Origin of the sequence: Labilibaculum sp. DW002 (assembly GCF_029029525.1) — a bacterium.
In the GTDB taxonomy this organism is placed as follows: Bacteria; Bacteroidota; Bacteroidia; order Bacteroidales; family Marinifilaceae; genus Paralabilibaculum; species Paralabilibaculum antarcticum.
The window spans coordinates 78,865-96,938 of the sequence record NZ_JAKJSC010000008.1 but is presented as its reverse complement, the minus strand read 5'-3'; the positions used below and the strand labels follow the sequence as shown (position 1 = coordinate 96,938).

The following is an 18,074-nucleotide window of genomic DNA, read 5'->3' as shown; positions in this document are numbered from 1 at the left end:
TCGATTAACATGCCTTAACATTTTTTACGATTTTACTTATTCATTCCATTTTTTGTTTCAATTCTTAAAAAAAAAAGCGTAAAAAAAGGAACTATTATAGTTCCTCGTTCTTATTTTGTTCTAATTCTTTTATCTTTTTTTCTTGATTGTTAAGTAATACCATAGATATGGTAAGAATAAACATTACAACAAGTTCAATGTAAATTCCGGTTCTGTCGGGTTCTGGTGCCGATGAACTTAAAAGGTTTAAAATTGCAGCCACCATAATTAAAAAGGTGGACATGATTAAAAGTAGTTTAATTAGTTTCATATACGTTTCATTTATTCGTGGAATGAAATTATTAAAAAAAAGGTTCATAAAAAAATGGCTTTCGAAAAGAAAGCCATTGTATATTATTTCTCCGGTATAAAATCCGGTTTTGTAAGTTCTAGTCTGTTTTTTACAGGATTTGCATAGATCTCCAGGAATATTTGGCTTAATCGATCCATATCACCTTCTTCAGAGCTAATTTTCTTCTCCATGTGCTTTAAGAAAAGATCCTTTTCTTCTTCGGTGTATTTGTGTCCAAATTCTTTCGTGTTATTTACAATGTCAAAGGCAATGTAATTATCTGGCCACAGTTTGTAGTTTTTGTGAATTCTGTAATCGATTAAATCCGCAAGAGCTTTGTATTTATCTCTGCTATCTTCCATTTTTTCAATCACATCTAACATTTCAGAGATAGGCTTTCCAATGACAAAGTTTACACGTCCTTTTTCATTTACCATTCCTCTAATCATGCTTCGCAAATCATCTTTTGGAGTCTTTTTGAAAGCAGGATCAGTTTCTTTTTTATAAAGCTCAATTGTTTTCATTGCATCGCACGGTTCGTATTCGTACGAAATTGCTACAGGAACAATGCGCAAGTTTTTAAAATATTCTGAAAAAGAACATTCTCCACTATCCATTTGTAGCATCTTCAACAAGCTCTGCTGAGTTCTGTCGTCACCATCCTTGGTTCGCCCTTCTCTTTGAGCAATCCAAATTGATGCTTTTTTAGTATTCAACGCGTATTGGATATATGAAGATAGTTGCTTGGAGCTAGTTAGCATTTCGCGAACTGAAACATTTCTTTGCACAACAAAGCTTTTGTTCAGTTTTACTAAATCTGAAATCCAGGGTTGAATTAAAAGATTACTACCAATTGCAATCTCTGTCGTTTCAAATCCATTGTTATGAAGCATTACGTTTAGTAGTGCCGAATCTAAAATAATATCTCGATGATCTGAGATAAATAAATAGCTTTCTTTTGGATCTAAATTGTCCAAACCATCAATGGTAATTCCCTTGGTAGTATGGTCGATAATATGTTGTGCCAGTCGAACAGTGAAGTTGCTCTGAAATTCTTTTACTGTATTAACACCTCCTAGAGATTTCACAATCATTTCTTTCGAAAATCCTGGGAATAACTGTTGGGCGAAACGAATAAAAGCTTCTTCTTTTATTAAACGCCCAATAATTTCTACTACTTCAGTGTCGTTATAGGGGCGAATGGCATCAAAATCTGAGTCGGTGAACATTGCTGATTCGTTTTGTTTTAAGGAAAGGCAAAAATAAGCAAATTATATGGAAAGTCTAAGAAATAGGACTTACTTTTTATCATTCAGATATATTAATCCCCTTGAAATTCAAATATTTGCATTTTTAGATAGGTTTACTATCTAACTGGGTTTGGGGAGGATGGCTCTTCATTTATGTGTGTCTTTATCTGTCAAATAGGCAGAAATAGAAAGTGATTCAAATTTGGCAAAGAATTTGACTTTGTGAGCTTGTTTATTGATATTACAGTTGGAATAAAAATAATTGGAGGATTAAAATGAGCGGAATTTGGATCATATTTATTGCATTCACTTTACTAAGTTGGTTGGTGAGTAGTCAATTAAAATCGAGGTTTAAGAGGTATTCGCAACTTCCTACGGCTAATGGAATGACAGGTCGTGAGGTTGTTGAGCAAATGCTACGAGATCATGGTATCAATGGAGTAAGAATTGGTTCTGTTGGAGGTAAGCTTTCAGATCATTACAATCCGACAGATAAAACCATTAATCTCAGTCAGGATGTTTATTACGGTAAAAGCATTGCTGCAGCGGCCGTAGCTGCGCACGAAACTGGACATGCAATTCAACATGCACAGGCATATTCTTGGTTGCAGATGCGCTCTGCTCTGGTCCCTGTTGTTAGCTTTAGTTCCAAGTGGGTGCAATGGGTTCTTTTAGCCGGAATTGTCATGGTAAATAGCTTTCCACAATTGCTTTTGGCTGGTATCGTGTTGTTTGCAGGAACTACCTTGTTTAGTATTATAACTTTACCTGTAGAGGTAGATGCTAGTAGACGTGCCCTTGTGTGGCTAAAAACATCGGGTATCACAACGCAAGAAACTCAAAAGAGTGCTTACGATGCTTTGAAATGGGCAGCATACACCTACTTTGTTGCGGCTCTTTCGTCTTTGGCTACCTTACTTTATTATGTGATGCTTTACATGGGAAGGCGAGATTAATGATCCTGATGTGAGGAGATTATAAAAATGAAATGTGTTGTCCTTTTGCTTTTTTACAAATGAGTTTGTGAAAAAGGAAAGGGACTTTTTCTGTTTGTAATTCCCGTCTTAAAATACGCATGAATAATTTGATGATAAAAGAGGATAGAATTAAATACATTTTCTTATTTTTAATCAATCAAAATAATAATGGTGAAATGAATAAAATATCAAAATATGGATTTGTCCTTTCCTTTGTTTGGATTGGTTTTCTTTTAGCAATTAGTTTTATGGAGGCCTGGGTCAAATTTAGGGCACAATCGCTCGACTTACCAACTGCTTTAGAAGTAGGGACGCATGTTTTTGGGGCTTTAAATATGGTAGAGCGGCTGTTTAGTGCTGCTTTATTGATCTATGTATTCATTTATTATACGGATAAGATCGTGGTTGTGACTGGTTTGACCATTTTCACATTTATTGTTGCGCAGTCAGGTTACCTACTTCCAGAATTAAAACAACATGCTCAACTAATAATGCAGGGTATGGTTCCAGAAAAAAGTTCAGTACACAAAATGTACATTTTGATGGAGGTGCTTAAACTGATTGCTCTTTTTGTATTAGGTTTTAGGCAGATTGAAATTTTTAAGAAAGCCTAAAATGCGATGGGTTTTAGAAATCCAAATACTTGTTTGATTATAAGATAATACTCGTTAAAAAATAAACATTAACATAGCTAAACTCCATTCTGCGACAAAGCTAGTCGCAGAGAGGGGGTGGATATTCTCAAATCCCCTTTTTCCTTCTGAAATTCTTAAGAAATAACCCAATTTCTGATTAGAATCATACTTTTTGCTTGAAGTTTTGCATTCTAAGCACTGATATGTTGTATAACATGTCGAGTAAAAACTAATTTAATGTGTGTTTTTAAGCATGAATCGAATTGAAATTTTTCAACTCGATAGCGTAAAATTAACATTAATGTTTAAAATTACACGCAGAATTGATCGATATTGAGCAGTTTTATAAGAAATTTGATCTTGTTTAGAATGAATCAAAAGATGATGTTGTTTCAGTTTTTCACCATTTAGAATAATTCTTAATATGAAGACTCGCAAACGTTTTCACTACTGCATTAAAAGTATATCTTTGTTTCGAAAATAGTTTCATAGCTTCTATTTTGTTTGAAATCAGGAGTTTTTTGGCGAAACAGTAAAAATATTTTTTCGATGAACAAGATAATTTCATTTGAAGAGGCTGTTGCCAAGGTTAAAGATGGTATGACTATCATGATTGGTGGCTTTTTAACGGTTGGAACTGCCAATAAAATAGTTGATGGTATTGTTGAATCGAATGTTAAAAATTTAACAATTGTTTGTAACGATACAGCATTTGCCGATAAGGGTTTAGGTAAATTGATTGCAAATAAGCAAGTTGATAAGGTTATCACTTCATACATTGGAGCTAATACTGCTTCAATTGAGCAAATGAATAATGGTGAATTAATTGTTGAGTTTAGTCCTCAGGGAACTTTAGCTGAACGTGTGCGTGCTGGCGGAGCTGGTTTAGGCGGTGTTTTAACACCAACTGGCCTTGGAACTGTTGTTGCAGAAGGAAAAGACATCATTACTGTTGATGGAAAAGAGTTTATTCTTGAAAAACCACTTCGTGCTGATGTTTCTTTAATTGGAGCAAGCATGAGTGATACCCATGGTAATCTAACTTACCGCGGAACGTCTCAAAATTTCAATCCATTGATGGCTACTGCTGCTGATATTGTCATTGTAGAGGCTCAACAAATGGTGGAGGCTGGAAGCTTAAAGCCAGAAGAGATCAAAACGCCTCATATTTTCGTAGATTTTATTGTAAACAACTAACTAATATATACAAATGGAACAAGCAATTATTAGAGTACGCATGAGTTCACACGATGCTCATTATGGTGGAAATCTTGTTGATGGTGCTAAAATGCTTCAGCTTTTTGGTGATGTAGCTACTGAGCTATTGATTCGTCGTGATGGCGATGAGGGTTTGTTTGCAGGATACGAAAGCGTTGAATTTTTAGCTCCTGTTTATGCTGGCGATTACATTGAGGCAGTAGGTGAGATTATCAAAGAAGGTAACTCTAGCCGTAAGATGAAATTTGAAGCTCGTAAGGTTATCGTTCCTAGAACAGATATTTCTGATTCTGCTTGTGATTTGCTGGAAGAGCCAATCGTAACATGTCGTGCTATCGGAACTTGTGTGACGCCAAAAGCTAGCCAACGTAAATAATTAAGCCATGGAAAAGTTAATTATCACAGCCGCAATTAGTGGCGCCGAAGTAACAAAAGAGCATAACCCTGCTGTTCCATATACAGTTGAAGAATGTGTTCGCGAAGCCGGATCAGCAATTAAAGCTGGTGCAAGTATCATTCACCTTCATGTTCGTCATGACGATGGTACACCGACTCAGGATAAAGATCGTTTTAAGCTAGTAATGGATGCTATCCATGCTCAATATCCTGATGTAATTATTCAGCCATCAACAGGTGGTGCAGTTGGTATGACCAACGACGAAAGACTTCAGCCTACTGAGTTGAATCCGGAAATGGCAACTCTTGACTGTGGTACATTAAACTTTGGTGGTGATGAGATTTTCGAAAACACTGAGAATACGATCAAGTATTTCGGTGAAAAAATGATTGAAAGAGGAATTAAGCCTGAATTGGAAGTTTTCGATAAGTCGATGATTGACATGGCACTTCGCCTTCACAAGAAAGGTTTTATTAAGTCACCAATGCACTTCGATTTTGTAATGGGAGTAAACGGTGGAATCTCCGGAACACTTCGCGATTTTGTATTCATGCGTGGTAGTATTCCTGCTGATGCAACTTATACAGTAGCAGGTATCGGACGATTTGAATTCCCATTAGCTGCAGCTGCTATTATCGATGGTGGTCATGTTCGTGTTGGATTCGAAGATAACACAATGATTTCAAGAGGTGTTGTTGCAGAATCGAATGGTCAATTAGTTGAGAAAGTAGTTCGTTTGGCTAATGAGTTTGGTCGCGAAATTGCAACTCCAGCTGAGGCAAGAGAAATTTTAGGTTTAAAAGCAAAAATAAAAAATGCCATTGGCTTTTAGTGATTTTCGTAACGGGAATAGCTAATTGCCAACAGCTAATTGCTAACAGCTTTAGAATATAGAAATGAACAAAGGAAACAAATACGGAACTCACAGAGTCCTTGAGCCAAAAGGAACTCTTCCACAGCCAGCTCAAAAGTTGGATAATACAATGTCAATCTACGATAATGAAGTTTTGATTGATGTACAGACACTTAATATCGACTCAGCAAGTTTTACTCAAGTAAAAGGTGCTTGCAATGCTGATACGGCTAAGATGGAAGAAATGATTCTTTCTATTGTTGGCGAACGTGGTAAAATGCAAAATCCGGTAACGGGTTCCGGAGGAATGTTAATTGGTACAATTAAAGAAGTTGGACCAAATTTTCCAAATCAAAATCTTAAAGTAGGCGATAAGGTAGCAACTTTAGTTTCTCTATCTCTTACACCTCTTAATATCGATAAGATCACGAATATTAACCTATCTAATGATCAGGTTGATATTGATGGACAAGCGATTCTTTTCGCTTCAGGTCTTTACGCTGTTCTTCCATCTGACCTACCGGAGAAATTAGCTTTAGCTGCTCTTGATGTAGCGGGTGCTCCTGCTCAGGTTGATCGTTTGGTTAAGGAAGGCGACACAGTTTGCATCATCGGTGGTGGTGGAAAATCAGGTGTACTTTGTTGCTATCAGGCAATGAAAAAGGTAGGTCCTAAAGGAAAAGTAATTGTTGTTGAGTATTCTGAAGAGAACGCACAGCGAATTAAAGAATTAGGATTAGCTCACGACGTATTGATCGGTGATGCAACTGACGTCATGGATATTTACACGCGTGTAACTGAAATCACTGGCGAAGAAGGATGTGATGTGGTAATCAACAATGTAAATGTTGCTTCTACTGAGATGTCTTCAATCTTGATTACTAAAGATCGTGGTTGTGTTTATTTCTTCTCTATGGCGACTTCTTTCTCTAAAGCAGCTTTAGGTGCTGAAGGTGTTGGTAAAGACGTTGATATGATTGTTGGAAACGGTTATGCAATTGGACATGCCGACCTAACACTTGAAATCGTTAGAGAGTCAAAAGGAATTAGAGAGTTATTTGAAAAATTATACGTATAATGACTAACAACGACAGACGCAGATCAATGTTTCCTCAGGTTACAGACGAGCAGTGGAACGATTGGAGATGGCAGGTAAGAAACCGTATTGAAACTTTAGAGGATCTTAAGAAATACATTAACCTTACTGCTGATGAAGAAGAAGGTGTTAAGAAGTCGTTAGCAACATTACGTATGGCGATTACACCATATTATTTATCTCTTGTAGATGTTGATAATGCAGAATGTCCTGTTCGTAAGCAGGCTATTCCTACAGGATTGGAAGTTCACCATGCTGATGCTGATCTTTTAGATCCATTACACGAGGATGAGGATTCTCCGGTTCCTGGATTAACTCACCGTTATCCGGATCGTGTATTATTCTTGATTACTGATATGTGTTCGATGTATTGTCGTCACTGTACACGTCGTCGTTTTGCGGGTCAGTCTGATGCTTCAACACCAAAGGACAATATCAACAAAGCAATTGAGTACATCAGAAACACACCTCAAGTAAGAGATGTTGTTCTTTCTGGTGGTGACGCTCTTTTGATTGGTGATGATCAGTTAGAATATATCATTAGTTCATTACGCGATATTCCTCACGTTGAGATTATCCGTATCGGAACTCGTACACCTGTTGTATTGCCACAGCGTATTACTGAAGGATTGGTGAATATGCTTAAGAAATACCATCCGGTTTGGGTTAATACGCATTTCAACCATTCTGACGAGATGACTGGAGAAGCTAAAGAAGCTGTTGCTCGTTTAGCTAATGCAGGTGTACCATTGGGTAACCAGTCGGTACTATTGAAAGGTGTTAACGACTGTGTACACGTCATGAAGAAATTGGTTCACAACTTGGTAATGAACCGTATTCGTCCTTACTATATCTATCAGTGTGACCTATCTATGGGACTTTCACATTTTAGAACACCTGTTTCTAAGGGTATCGAGATTATCGAGAGTCTTCGTGGTCATACGTCTGGTTTTGCAGTTCCAACTTTTGTAGTTGATGCTCCAGGTGGAGGTGGTAAAATTCCGGTTATGCCTCAGTATGTTGTTTCACAAAGTCCAACTAAAGTGATTTTGCGTAACTTCGAGGGTGTAATTACAACTTATACCGAGCCAACTCATTACGATAACAAGTGTGCTTGTCCGGATTGTACAATGAATGAGAAACACGAAGGTGTTGCTTCTTTATTGAACGGAGATATGTTGTCTATTGAACCAGATCACTTGGCCCGTAAAGAGAGAAATAAGAAAAAATAATGCCTTTTATAAAGGAAATAGAAAAATACAAGAGTTTATCGATTGTTGGACTCGAAAAAAATACCGGGAAAACCGAGTGTTTGAATTATGTGCTGTCGCGATTGAGCGGCAGCACTAAACAAATTGCACTCACTTCTATAGGTGTTGATGGAGAGAATACCGATGCAGTGACTCAAACTCACAAGCCTGAAATTGAGGTTTATGAAGGGATGATTTTTGTTACTTCCGAATTGCATTACAAACAGCGAAAGCTGATTTCAGAAATTGTTGATATCTCTCGTCAATCAACGAGTTTAGGTCGATTGGTTACCGCAAAAGCTTTGAGCAAAGGCAAGGTTCTATTATCAGGACCAGCCAGCAATCATTCCATAAAGGAGTTAATTGCTGATTTAAAAAACAAAGGGGTAGAGCTGTGCATTGTTGATGGGGCTTTGTCACGCAAGAGTTTAGGATCGCCAGCTGTGACTGATGCTATGATATTAGCAACTGGAGCGGCACTTTCTGCAAATATTCCACAATTGGTTTATAAAACCAAGTATGTGTATGATTTAATTCAATTGCCGGAAATTGATAGGTATTTGAAAGCTCAATTAGCTGAAGTTGAAAATGGTATTTGGGCAATTGATTCTGTTGGGAATGTAATAGATACAGGAATTAGTTCTGTTCTATTAATTGAAAAAGCGAAAGATAAACTCTTTAAAAAGGGGAATCGTATTTTTGTAAATGGTGCGATTACTGATAAGTTTTTAGAATTCTTAAAAAATCAGAAGCAGATTTCTGAAATCAACTTGGTTGTAAGAGATTTTACGCGAGTGTTTGCAAAACCTGAAACCTATTACGCTTTTTTAAAAAGAGGTGGACAAATGCAGGTTTTGAATAAAACCAATTTATTGGCGATTACGATTAACCCAGTTTCACCCGATGGTTACCGATTAAATTCGGATGAGTTGAAAAGTGCATTGCAGGATAAGGTAAATATTCCTGTGTACGATATAAAAAGATTGTAAAGAAATGTTTCGAGAAGTAGTAGCACATACAAGCGGATTGCAATTTTTAATGGAAGATCTTGATTTAAGATCTCCAATGGGAAGACGCTATCTGCTAGATTCGAAAATGATGTGCTGCGAAAAGGAGATTGCTGCAGAATTGACATTAGTTGATCGGGCAGTGGTAGCCTTAGAATCCAATTCTGATTTGATTGCCAAATTACAAAATAAATTGGCTCAGCTTCGCGATATCCGCGGCAGCGTGAATAATTTGATTGGAAACTTGGTTCTTGATGATGTTGAATTGTTCGAAATAAAGGTTTTTTCTCTGGTTGTTCAGGAAATTGAAGAACTGCAAAAGGGAGGGAAATTAAATTTTCTTGCTGTTCCAGACTTAAGTCAACTAATTCGTTTGTTGGATCCTCAGAATACAAAAATTCCATCTTTTTACATCTACGACAATTACTCGGAAGAATTAGCAGAGGCTCGAAAAGAACTGAAATTGGCTAAAAGTAAGAATGGTGATTCTGATTTAGATATTGAAGTTTTATTTTCCAAAATGCAGGAAATTGAAGCGAAAGTTCGTGAAGAGCTTTGTACTAAAATTTCTCAGTTTGGAGCTATTTTGGCAAATGCATTAAGTCAATTGGCGCATTTGGATTTACTTATCGCGAAAGCGGTACAAGTAAGTAAATGGAATTTAAGTAAGGCGGAAATATCGGAAGGGAAAACTTTATATACGGGAATGTTCAACCCGATGATAAAAAATGAACTGGCAAATCAGAACAAGCAATATCAAGCAATTGATATTGATCTTGAAAAATCTGTTTGTTTGATTACGGGAGCAAATATGGCTGGAAAAACAGTGGTGTTAAAAACACTCGCTCTTTGTCAGTATTTGTTTCAATTTGGCTTTTTTGTTCCGGCTACATCGGCACAAATTAGCATTGTTGATAAAGTGATGATATCGGTAGGCGATGAGCAGTCAGAATTAAATGGCTTGTCTTCTTTCGCTTCGGAAATGTTGAATGTGAGTCATATGGTAAAGGATTCGCAAAATCAGAATAATGTTTTGATTTTGATTGATGAATTGGCTCGAACAACAAATCCGGTGGAAGGTTTGGCAATTGTGAATGCTGTTGCAGATATTTTTTATCAAGGAAAAGTTAGAAGTGTTATTACCACTCATTATAGTGGTTTGAAATCCAAGTTCAGAAAACTTAGAGTGAAAGGTTTGGACAAAGATTTGGGTGCAAATGTAATCACCCACAAAAATATTAACAGTTATATGGATTATTCATTGGTTGAGGATCTTGAAGGGGAAGTTCCTCATGAAGCGCTTCGAATTGCTTCTTTATTGGGAATCGATAAAGAAATAATTGAAAGAGCGCAAAGCCATTTGGATGAAGAAGCTAGCAAGGAAAATACATTTATAAAAGGATAATTGAAAATGCAAAGGAGTAAACTAGGTCTTGACTTTGATAAAGTTAACTACGCAAAGGGCGTTTCGAGAAAAATTGCTGACAACGTTCAGGAGTTTGTGGATAGCTATACAACGGTATCTGTAGAACGTACTTTGTGTCGTCTTTTGGGGATTGATGGTGTTGACAATAACGAGGTACCACTTCCAAATGTTGTAGTGGATGAGATTAAGGACAAAGGTGTTCTTAACCAAGGGGTGATGTATTTTTTAGGAAATGCAATTATTGAAGCTGGATTAAATCCACAACAAGCTGCTGAGAAAATTGCTGCAGGCGAGTTGGATCTAACGAAGATTCCTGTTCGTTCAACTGAAGAAATTCACAAAGCAATTCAACCTTTTGTTGAGAAAAGTATTAAGGTAATTAGAGATCGTAAAGCTAAGAGAGATAACTATATTGAAACGATTGGTGAAGGCCCTAAACCATACTTATACGTAATTGTAGCAACAGGTAACATCTACGAAGATGTTGTTCAGGCTGAGGCTGCAGCTCGTCAGGGTGCCGATATTATTGCTGTAATTCGTACAACAGGTCAGTCGTTACTTGACTATGTACCTTACGGTGCAACGACTGAAGGTTTTGGTGGAACTGTTGCGACTCAGGAGAACTTCCGAATTATGCGTACTCACCTTGATAAGATTGGTGAGGAAGAAGGTAAATACATTCGCCTTTGTAACTATTGTTCTGGTCTATGTATGCCTGAGATTGCTGCTATGGGTGCTCTTGAAGGATTAGATGTGATGTTGAATGATGCACTTTACGGAATCCTTTTCCGTGATATCAATATGCAACGTACATTGGTTGACCAATACTTCTCAAGAGTATTGAATGGTTTTGCTGGTGTAATCATCAATACAGGTGAAGATAACTACCTAACGACTGCTGATGCATTCGACGAAGCACATACTGTTTTGGCTTCTGACTTTATTAATGAGCAGTTAGCGGTAATTGCTGATCTTCCGGAAGAGCAAATGGGATTAGGTCATGCTTTCGAGATGGAGCCAGGACTAGAGAATGGTTTCCTTTATGAGTTAGCACAAGCTCAAATGACTCGTGAGATCTTCCCTAAGGCACCACTTAAGTATATGCCTCCTACAAAATTCATGACAGGTAATATCTTCAAAGGAAACGTACAAGATGCTTTGTTTAATCAGATTTCAATCTGGACAGGACAAGGAATCCAACTTTTGGGTATGTTGACGGAAGCAATTCACACGCCTTTCATGTCTGACCGTTACCTTTCTCTTGAGAATGCAAAATACATTTTCAATAATATGAAGAATATTGGTGATGAGGTTGAATTTAAAGAAGGAGGTTTAATTCGTACAAGAGCTCAAAAGATTCTTGCAGATTCAATTGAATTGCTAGAAAAGATTGAAAAAGAGGGAATGTTTACTGCACTTGAGAAAGGAATTTTCGCTGATATTAAGCGTCCAATCAATGGTGGTAAAGGTCTTGATGGAGTTGTGGAAAAAGGAAGCAACTACTTCAACCCTTACATTGAAATATTGCATAAAAAGTAACAAATAACAAGTATAAAGGATCAAGTAAAAAGTTCCAGGAAAATTATTTTTTGGAACTGGTGATTCCCTCTTTCAAAGGGAATTTAGGAGAGTGTTAAATGCTCAACTAAGATCACTTCTTGATTCTGCTTAAAATATAGGAGATAAGCAAAATGAGTGGAGGACTTTATTCTACCAGTTCGAATGAATTCGACAAGACCTTAGATCTAACAAAAATTAAGCCTTACGGTGATACCATGAACGATGGTAAAACTCAGGTAAGTTTCACATTGCCTGTAGCTAAAGGCGAAGAGGCGATTGAGGCTGCTAAGCAGATGATGAAAAAAATGGGTTTCGAAGATGTACAAGTTGTATTTGTACAGGAACTTATGGAAGGTTTTACCTTTTTCAACTGTTACGGTAGCTCAATTCATACAGTAGATTTTACAAGTATCGTTGTACCAAAAGTAGAGTCAACGACAATGGACATGCACGAAACAGATGATTTCATCAAAGAGCATATTGGACGTGAAGTTGTCGTTGTAGGAGCAAGTACAGGTACAGATGCACACACAGTGGGTATCGATGCGATAATGAACATGAAAGGTTTTGCTGGTCACTATGGTTTGGAGCGTTACGAGATGATCGAAGCTTTAAATATGGGATCTCAGGTACCTAACGAAGAATTCATCGCTAAAGCTATCGAAATGAAAGCTGATGTTCTTTTAGTATCTCAGACTGTAACACAAAAAGATGTTCACATTCAAAACCTTGTTGAACTGGTAGAAATGCTGGAGGCAGAAGGCTTGCGTGATAAGGTTATCTTAATATGTGGCGGACCACGTTTATCGCATGAATTAGCAAAAGAATTGGGTTACGATGCAGGTTTCGGTATGAACAAATATGCTGATGACGTGGCATCTTATGCCGCACAAGAATTAAGCAGAAGATTGAACGCATAAATACGAGAAACTAGTACAAAGTATCAGGATTTAAGTCTTGATACTTACATCTTGATACTGAATACTAAAAAAACACTCAAATGGATAAAAAAGAAATCAGAGAGATCATCGCGAAGCGTTCTGCTCTCGAATTACAAGATGGTGATGTAGTAAACTTAGGAATTGGTTTGCCTACATTTATTCCTAATTATGTCCCTGATAATGTAAACGTAATTCTTCAATCGGAGAATGGTTTGCTTGGCATGGGTGCTGTCCCAGCTGAGGGTGAAGAAGATAAGGATTTTGTAAATGCTGGTGGCGGACATATTACTTATAAGGAAGGCGCAAGTAGTTTCGATTCTGCAGCTTCTTTTGCTATTATCCGTGGCGGACATGTTGATGTTACTTTTTTAGGAGCTCTTCAGGCTGATGAAAAAGGGAATCTTGCTAACTGGATGATTCCAGGTAAGAAAACGCCAGGTATGGGTGGTGCAATGGACCTTATTGTAGGTGCAAAGCGTGTTATCCTGTCAATGGAACACACAGCCAGAGGTAATCACAAGATTATGACACTTTGTGATTTGCCATTAACTGCTGCAGAGCAAGTGGAAATGATTATCACAGAAATGGGAGTAATGAAAATTACGCCTGAGGGAATTCTTTTAACTGAGATTAACCCAATGTTTACTGTTGAGCAAGTACAAGAAGCTACCGATGCAAAATTGATTATTGCAGAGGATCTGGCTGAAATGAAAAAGTAGGGAAACGATTCGTCGAATCCTTAACGATGTTATACCAATTAGAAAATTAAAATACAATGAGTAAAGTATATATCGTTGCAGCCAAAAGAACGGCTATAGGAAAATTTTTAGGAACACTAACTCCGGTTGCCGCTGCTGATTTAGCTGCAGGAGTTATCAAAAATATTATTGAAGAAACTAAGATCGACGCATCTAAACTTGATGAAGTTGTTGTAGGAAATATCCTAATGGCAGGTCAAAAGCAAGGTATTGCACGTCAGGCTTCAATTAAAGCAGGTGTGCCTCAAGAGGTACCAGCTTATGGAATTAACATGATTTGTGGTTCTGGTATGAAGACAATCAATTTGGCTTATGCTAATATTAAATCAGGCGAAGCTAACATGATTATTGCCGGTGGTACTGAGAATATGTCTGCTGCAGGTTTTGTAATGCCAGGTGGCGTTCGTACAGGACATAAAATGATGGATATTAAAACTGTTGACCATATGGTATGCGATGGTTTAACAGATGCATTCGAAGGTTACCACATGGGTATTACTGCTGAGAATATTGCAGCAAAATATAGCCTGACTCGCGAAGATCAAGACGCTTTTGCATTTGCATCTCAGCAAAAAGCGATGGCCGCACAGGATGCAGGTCATTTTAAGAATGAGATTGTTCCTGTTGAAATCAAATCACGTAGAGAAACAATTGTTTTCGATGCTGATGAGTTCATCAACCGTAGAACAAGCGAAGAGAAATTAACTGGTTTACGTCCTGCTTTCAAAAAGGATGGAACGGTAACAGCTGGTAACGCTTCTGGTATTAATGATGGTGCTGCTTTTGTATTGGTTGCTTCTGAAGAGGCTGTAAAAGAGCATAATTTGACTCCACTTGCAGAGATTGTTGCTACTGGTCAGGGTGGTGTAGATCCGGCTATTATGGGTATGGGACCAGTTCCTGCTATTGCAAGCGCTTTAAAAAAGGCTGATATGAAATTAACTGACATGGAAGTGTTGGAATTGAATGAAGCTTTTGCAGCACAATCATTAGGTGTGGTTAAGCAATTATGCGAAGATCACGGTGTAGCTCCGGAATTTTTCCAGGAGAGAAATAATGTGAATGGTGGAGCTATTGCATTAGGTCACCCAATTGGGGCATCAGGAACACGTATTACTGTAAGTTTAATTCACGAGATGAAACGTACAAATAAGCAATTCGGTTTAGCATCACTTTGTATTGGTGGTGGTATGGGTACTGCTTTGATTCTTAAGAACGTTTAATTAGTACTGAGTCGTTAGAGCGCAGTATGTTATCTGTCTTATCTCAGCCCTTGTAAACAGGGATTTATAGTGATGAGTATAGAGGCGTATTGTGTTTTTTCTACAAACATCTAATAAAAAATATGGACTTTAGCCTAACAAAAGAACAGGAATTGTTCCAGCAAATGATTAGAGATTTTGCTGAAAATGAAGTAAAGCCACTTGCTGCAGAAGTTGATGAGCAAGAGCGTTTTCCAATCGAAACGGTTGAGAAAATGGCAAAAATTGGTATCATGGGAATTCCAATTCCAAAGCAATATGGTGGTGCAGGTGGAAATAACCTAATGTATTCTATGGCTGTTGAAGAACTTTCAGCGGTATGTGGTACAACTGGCGTTATTGTTTCAGCTCACACATCTTTGTGTGCAGCTCCTATTTTAGAGCACGGAACCGAAGAGCAAAAGCAAAAATATTTGCCAAAGCTTGCTTCTGGTGAGTGGATTGGAGCTTTTGGTTTAACTGAGCCTAATGCGGGTACTGATGCTGCTGGTCAGCAAACAACAGCTGTTGAAGATGGCGATAACTATATCATCAATGGTTCTAAAATCTTTATTACCAATGCTGAATATGCACATGTATATGTGATTTTTGCTATGACTGATAAGTCTAAGGGAACTCGTGGTATCACAGCTTTCATTATTGAAAAAGACACACCTGGTTTCTCTATCGGTAAGAAAGAGAAGAAGATGGGGATTAAAGGTTCTGCAACTTGCGAATTGATTTTTGAAAACTGTGTATTGCCTAAAACTAATATGTTAGGGAAATTGAGCAAAGGTTTTGGTATCGCTATGAAAACCCTTGATGGTGGTCGTATTGGTATTGCTGCTCAGGCTTTAGGTTTAGCTCAGGGTGCAATTAATGAGACTGTGAAATATGTGAAAGAAAGAAAACAGTTTGGTCGTGCCATTTCTGCTTTCCAAAACACACAGTTCCAGTTGGCTGACATGAACACAAAAACAGAAGCTTCTCGTATGTTGGTTCGCAAAGCGGCTTACAAAAAAGATCAAAAGAAAGTTTATTCTGTTGATGCAGCTATGGCTAAGCTTTATGCAGCCGAAACAGCTATGGAGGTAACAAACAAAGCCGTTCAATTGCACGGTGGTTATGGTTACACTCGCGAATACCCGGTTGAGCGTATGATGCGTGATGCTAAAATTACTGAGATCTACGAAGGAACTTCTGAAGTTCAGAGAATGGTGATTTCAGCTAATATGCTTAAGTAAGATATAATGTAATTGTAGGGTCAGGACATGTCTTGACCGTATGAATCATTACCGAAACGCAGTTGATCTGTTGTTTCAATAAAATCAGAAAAAATGAAAATAGTTGTCTGTATAAAGCAGGTTCCTGATACTACCGAGATTAAAATCGATCCAAAAACAGGAACTCTAATCAGAGAAGGCGTACCAAGTATTATCAACCCTGATGATAAGGGTGGTTTGGAAATGGCGCTACAGTTAAAAGAAGAAAAGGGTGCTCACATTACTGTGATTACGATGGGACCTCCACAAGCGGATTTAATTCTTCGTGAAGCATTTGCAATGGGAGCTGATAGAGCCATCCATTTAACAGATAGAAAGTTTGCTGGAGCTGATACTCTTGCAACATCATACGCACTTGCAGGAGCGCTTAAAAAGCTTGATTTCGACCTTTTGATTACCGGTCGTCAGGCGATTGATGGTGATACTGCACAGGTAGGTCCCCAGATTGCTGAGCATCTTGATTTACCTCAGGTATCTTATCTTGAAGATTTGAAATTTGATGGTGAGAAAACATTCACAATGAAACGTCATATCGAAGAAGGTTACCAAATTTTAGAGGTGGAAGCACCTTGTGTGGTGACTGTTCTTGCTTCAGCTAACAATCCTCGTTACATGAGTGTTGGTGGTATTGTTGATGCTTACCAAAAAGAAGTTGAGGTTTGGGGTAAAGATCAGATTGAAGTTGATGAAACACTTTTGGGTCTTAAGGGATCACCAACAAGTGTACACAAAGCATTTGCTCGTGGTTTAAAACCAGCTGGCGAACTTTATGAGGTAGATACTGACGAGGCTGTTGGAATCATTATTAACAAGATGAAAGAAAAATTCATTCTATAAATCGTTGAGACTATGAATTTAGAAGATTACAAAGGCATATATGTTTTTATTGAGCAGCGCGAAGGCTTTGTTCAGAATGTGGCATTGGAACTTTTGGGACAAGCACGACGATTGGCAGATGAGTTAAACGATAAGGTTTATGCTATGCTTTTAGGGCATAACATCGCTGCTAAGGCACAAGGGCTTATTGCTGCTGGTGCTGATGAGGTTTTAGTTGTTGATGCGCCAGAATTGGCTGATTATACAACTGAGCCATACACTCAGGCTATTTGCAAAATTATCAACGACAGAAAGCCAGATTCAGTATTAATCGGAGCAACGACTTTAGGTCGTGATTTGGGACCACGTGTTTCAGCTCGTGTTAAAACAGGTTTAACGGCTGACTGTACGAAGATTGAAGTGGGAGCGAACCGTGAGTTGTTGATGACTCGTCCGGCTTTTGGTGGTAACCTAATGGCAACTATCGTTTGTAAAAATCACCGTCCTCAAATGGGAACCGTTCGTCCGGGCGTTTTGTTCGCTATCGATGCTGATACAAGTCGTGAAGGAATTATTACTGACTATAAAGTTGAATTCGATTCTTCGAAGATCAAAGTAAAGTTGGTTAAAACCGTTAAGGAAGAAACGGATCTAATCGATATTACTGAAGCACGTATCTTGGTTTCAGGTGGTCGTGGTATTGGTAATCAGGAAGGTTTCGATGCCATGGATTCATTAGCTACTACGCTTGATGCTGAAGTTTCAGCTTCTCGTGCTATGGTTGATGCCGGTTATATCGGACACGAGCGCCAGGTAGGGCAGACAGGTAAAACGGTTCGTCCGGACCTTTACTTTGCTTTCGGTATCTCAGGTGCGATTCAGCATGTTGCAGGTATGGAAGATTCAGATTTGATTATCGCGGTAAACAAAGACAAGGACGCACCTATTTTCCAGGTGTCAGACCTTGGTATTGTTGGTGACGCTAAGCAAATCATCAAAAAACTAAACGAAAGATTGGAGAAATAGATAAGAATA

General features: G+C 38.0%; 18 protein-coding genes. 16 read left to right on the top strand and 2 right to left on the bottom strand.

Annotated features, from left to right (window positions below):
- Positions 1-94: 94 nt before the first annotated feature.
- A complete protein-coding gene (locus tag L3049_RS19400; RefSeq protein ID WP_275111490.1) occupies positions 95-310 on the bottom strand; it encodes a hypothetical protein in 216 nt (71 codons plus the stop codon).
- 83 nt (positions 311-393) lie between these two features.
- Positions 394-1,560, bottom strand: a complete 1,167-nt coding sequence (locus L3049_RS19395) for a 1-acyl-sn-glycerol-3-phosphate acyltransferase (protein WP_275111489.1) — start codon at positions 1,558-1,560, stop codon at positions 394-396.
- 296 nt (positions 1,561-1,856) lie between these two features.
- On the opposite strand from L3049_RS19395, the gene L3049_RS19390 reads away from it, so the two are divergent.
- The 16 genes from L3049_RS19390 to L3049_RS19315 all read left to right on the top strand — a co-directional run bounded on the left by L3049_RS19390 (position 1,857) and on the right by L3049_RS19315 (position 18,065).
- Positions 1,857-2,537 carry a zinc metallopeptidase gene (locus L3049_RS19390; protein ID WP_275111488.1) on the top strand — a complete coding sequence of 227 codons (681 nt, stop codon included), beginning with the start codon at positions 1,857-1,859 and terminating at the stop codon, positions 2,535-2,537.
- Positions 2,538-2,656: 119 nt separating this feature from the next.
- Complete coding sequence (locus L3049_RS19385) at positions 2,657-3,172, top strand: hypothetical protein (RefSeq protein ID WP_275111487.1); 516 nt, start codon at positions 2,657-2,659, stop codon at positions 3,170-3,172.
- 570 nt (positions 3,173-3,742) lie between these two features.
- Positions 3,743-4,390, top strand: a complete 648-nt coding sequence (locus L3049_RS19380; RefSeq protein WP_275111486.1) for a CoA transferase subunit A — start codon at positions 3,743-3,745, stop codon at positions 4,388-4,390.
- Between the two features lie 13 nt (positions 4,391-4,403).
- Entirely contained in the window at positions 4,404-4,787 is a 384-nt protein-coding gene (kal, locus tag L3049_RS19375) for a 3-aminobutyryl-CoA ammonia lyase (RefSeq protein ID WP_275111485.1), read from the top strand.
- Between the two features lie 7 nt (positions 4,788-4,794).
- Complete coding sequence (gene kce / locus L3049_RS19370; protein WP_275111484.1) at positions 4,795-5,640, top strand: 3-keto-5-aminohexanoate cleavage enzyme; 846 nt, start codon at positions 4,795-4,797, stop codon at positions 5,638-5,640.
- Positions 5,641-5,704: 64 nt separating this feature from the next.
- Entirely contained in the window at positions 5,705-6,739 is a 1,035-nt protein-coding gene (kdd, locus tag L3049_RS19365) for an L-erythro-3,5-diaminohexanoate dehydrogenase (protein WP_275111483.1), read from the top strand.
- Positions 6,739-7,989 (top strand): lysine 2,3-aminomutase, encoded by a 1,251-nt coding sequence (gene kamA, locus L3049_RS19360; protein WP_275111482.1) that lies wholly within the window; start codon positions 6,739-6,741, stop codon positions 7,987-7,989. Before kdd ends, kamA begins: the two co-directional genes overlap by 1 nt.
- Positions 7,989-8,996 (top strand): lysine 5,6-aminomutase reactivase subunit KamB, encoded by a 1,008-nt coding sequence (gene kamB / locus L3049_RS19355; RefSeq protein ID WP_275111481.1) that lies wholly within the window; start codon positions 7,989-7,991, stop codon positions 8,994-8,996. The genes kamA and kamB overlap by 1 nt, the downstream gene beginning before the upstream one ends.
- A 4-nt stretch (positions 8,997-9,000) precedes the next feature.
- Entirely contained in the window at positions 9,001-10,419 is a 1,419-nt protein-coding gene (gene kamC, locus L3049_RS19350; RefSeq protein WP_275111480.1) for a lysine 5,6-aminomutase reactivase ATPase KamC, read from the top strand.
- Between the two features lie 6 nt (positions 10,420-10,425).
- Positions 10,426-11,979 carry a lysine 5,6-aminomutase subunit alpha gene (kamD, locus tag L3049_RS19345; protein ID WP_275111479.1) on the top strand — a complete coding sequence of 518 codons (1,554 nt, stop codon included), beginning with the start codon at positions 10,426-10,428 and terminating at the stop codon, positions 11,977-11,979.
- Between the two features lie 152 nt (positions 11,980-12,131).
- Positions 12,132-12,920: a lysine 5,6-aminomutase subunit beta gene (kamE, locus tag L3049_RS19340; protein WP_275111478.1), complete on the top strand. Its 789-nt coding sequence runs from the start codon at positions 12,132-12,134 to the stop codon at positions 12,918-12,920.
- An 80-nt stretch (positions 12,921-13,000) separates the two neighbouring features.
- Positions 13,001-13,660 carry a 3-oxoacid CoA-transferase subunit B gene (locus L3049_RS19335; protein ID WP_275111477.1) on the top strand — a complete coding sequence of 220 codons (660 nt, stop codon included), beginning with the start codon at positions 13,001-13,003 and terminating at the stop codon, positions 13,658-13,660.
- Positions 13,661-13,716: 56 nt separating this feature from the next.
- Positions 13,717-14,922 (top strand): acetyl-CoA C-acetyltransferase, encoded by a 1,206-nt coding sequence (locus L3049_RS19330; protein ID WP_275111476.1) that lies wholly within the window; start codon positions 13,717-13,719, stop codon positions 14,920-14,922.
- Positions 14,923-15,044: 122 nt separating this feature from the next.
- Positions 15,045-16,184, top strand: coding sequence for an acyl-CoA dehydrogenase (locus tag L3049_RS19325; RefSeq protein WP_275111475.1), 1,140 nt, complete (start codon positions 15,045-15,047; stop codon positions 16,182-16,184).
- A gap of 93 nt (positions 16,185-16,277) precedes the next feature.
- The gene (locus L3049_RS19320) at positions 16,278-17,060 is read left to right on the top strand and encodes an electron transfer flavoprotein subunit beta/FixA family protein (RefSeq protein ID WP_275111474.1); all 783 of its coding nucleotides are present in this window, start codon (positions 16,278-16,280) and stop codon (positions 17,058-17,060) included.
- 12 nt (positions 17,061-17,072) lie between these two features.
- The gene (locus L3049_RS19315) at positions 17,073-18,065 is read left to right on the top strand and encodes an electron transfer flavoprotein subunit alpha/FixB family protein (protein WP_275111473.1); all 993 of its coding nucleotides are present in this window, start codon (positions 17,073-17,075) and stop codon (positions 18,063-18,065) included.
- The last annotated feature ends 9 nt before the right edge of the window (positions 18,066-18,074 follow it).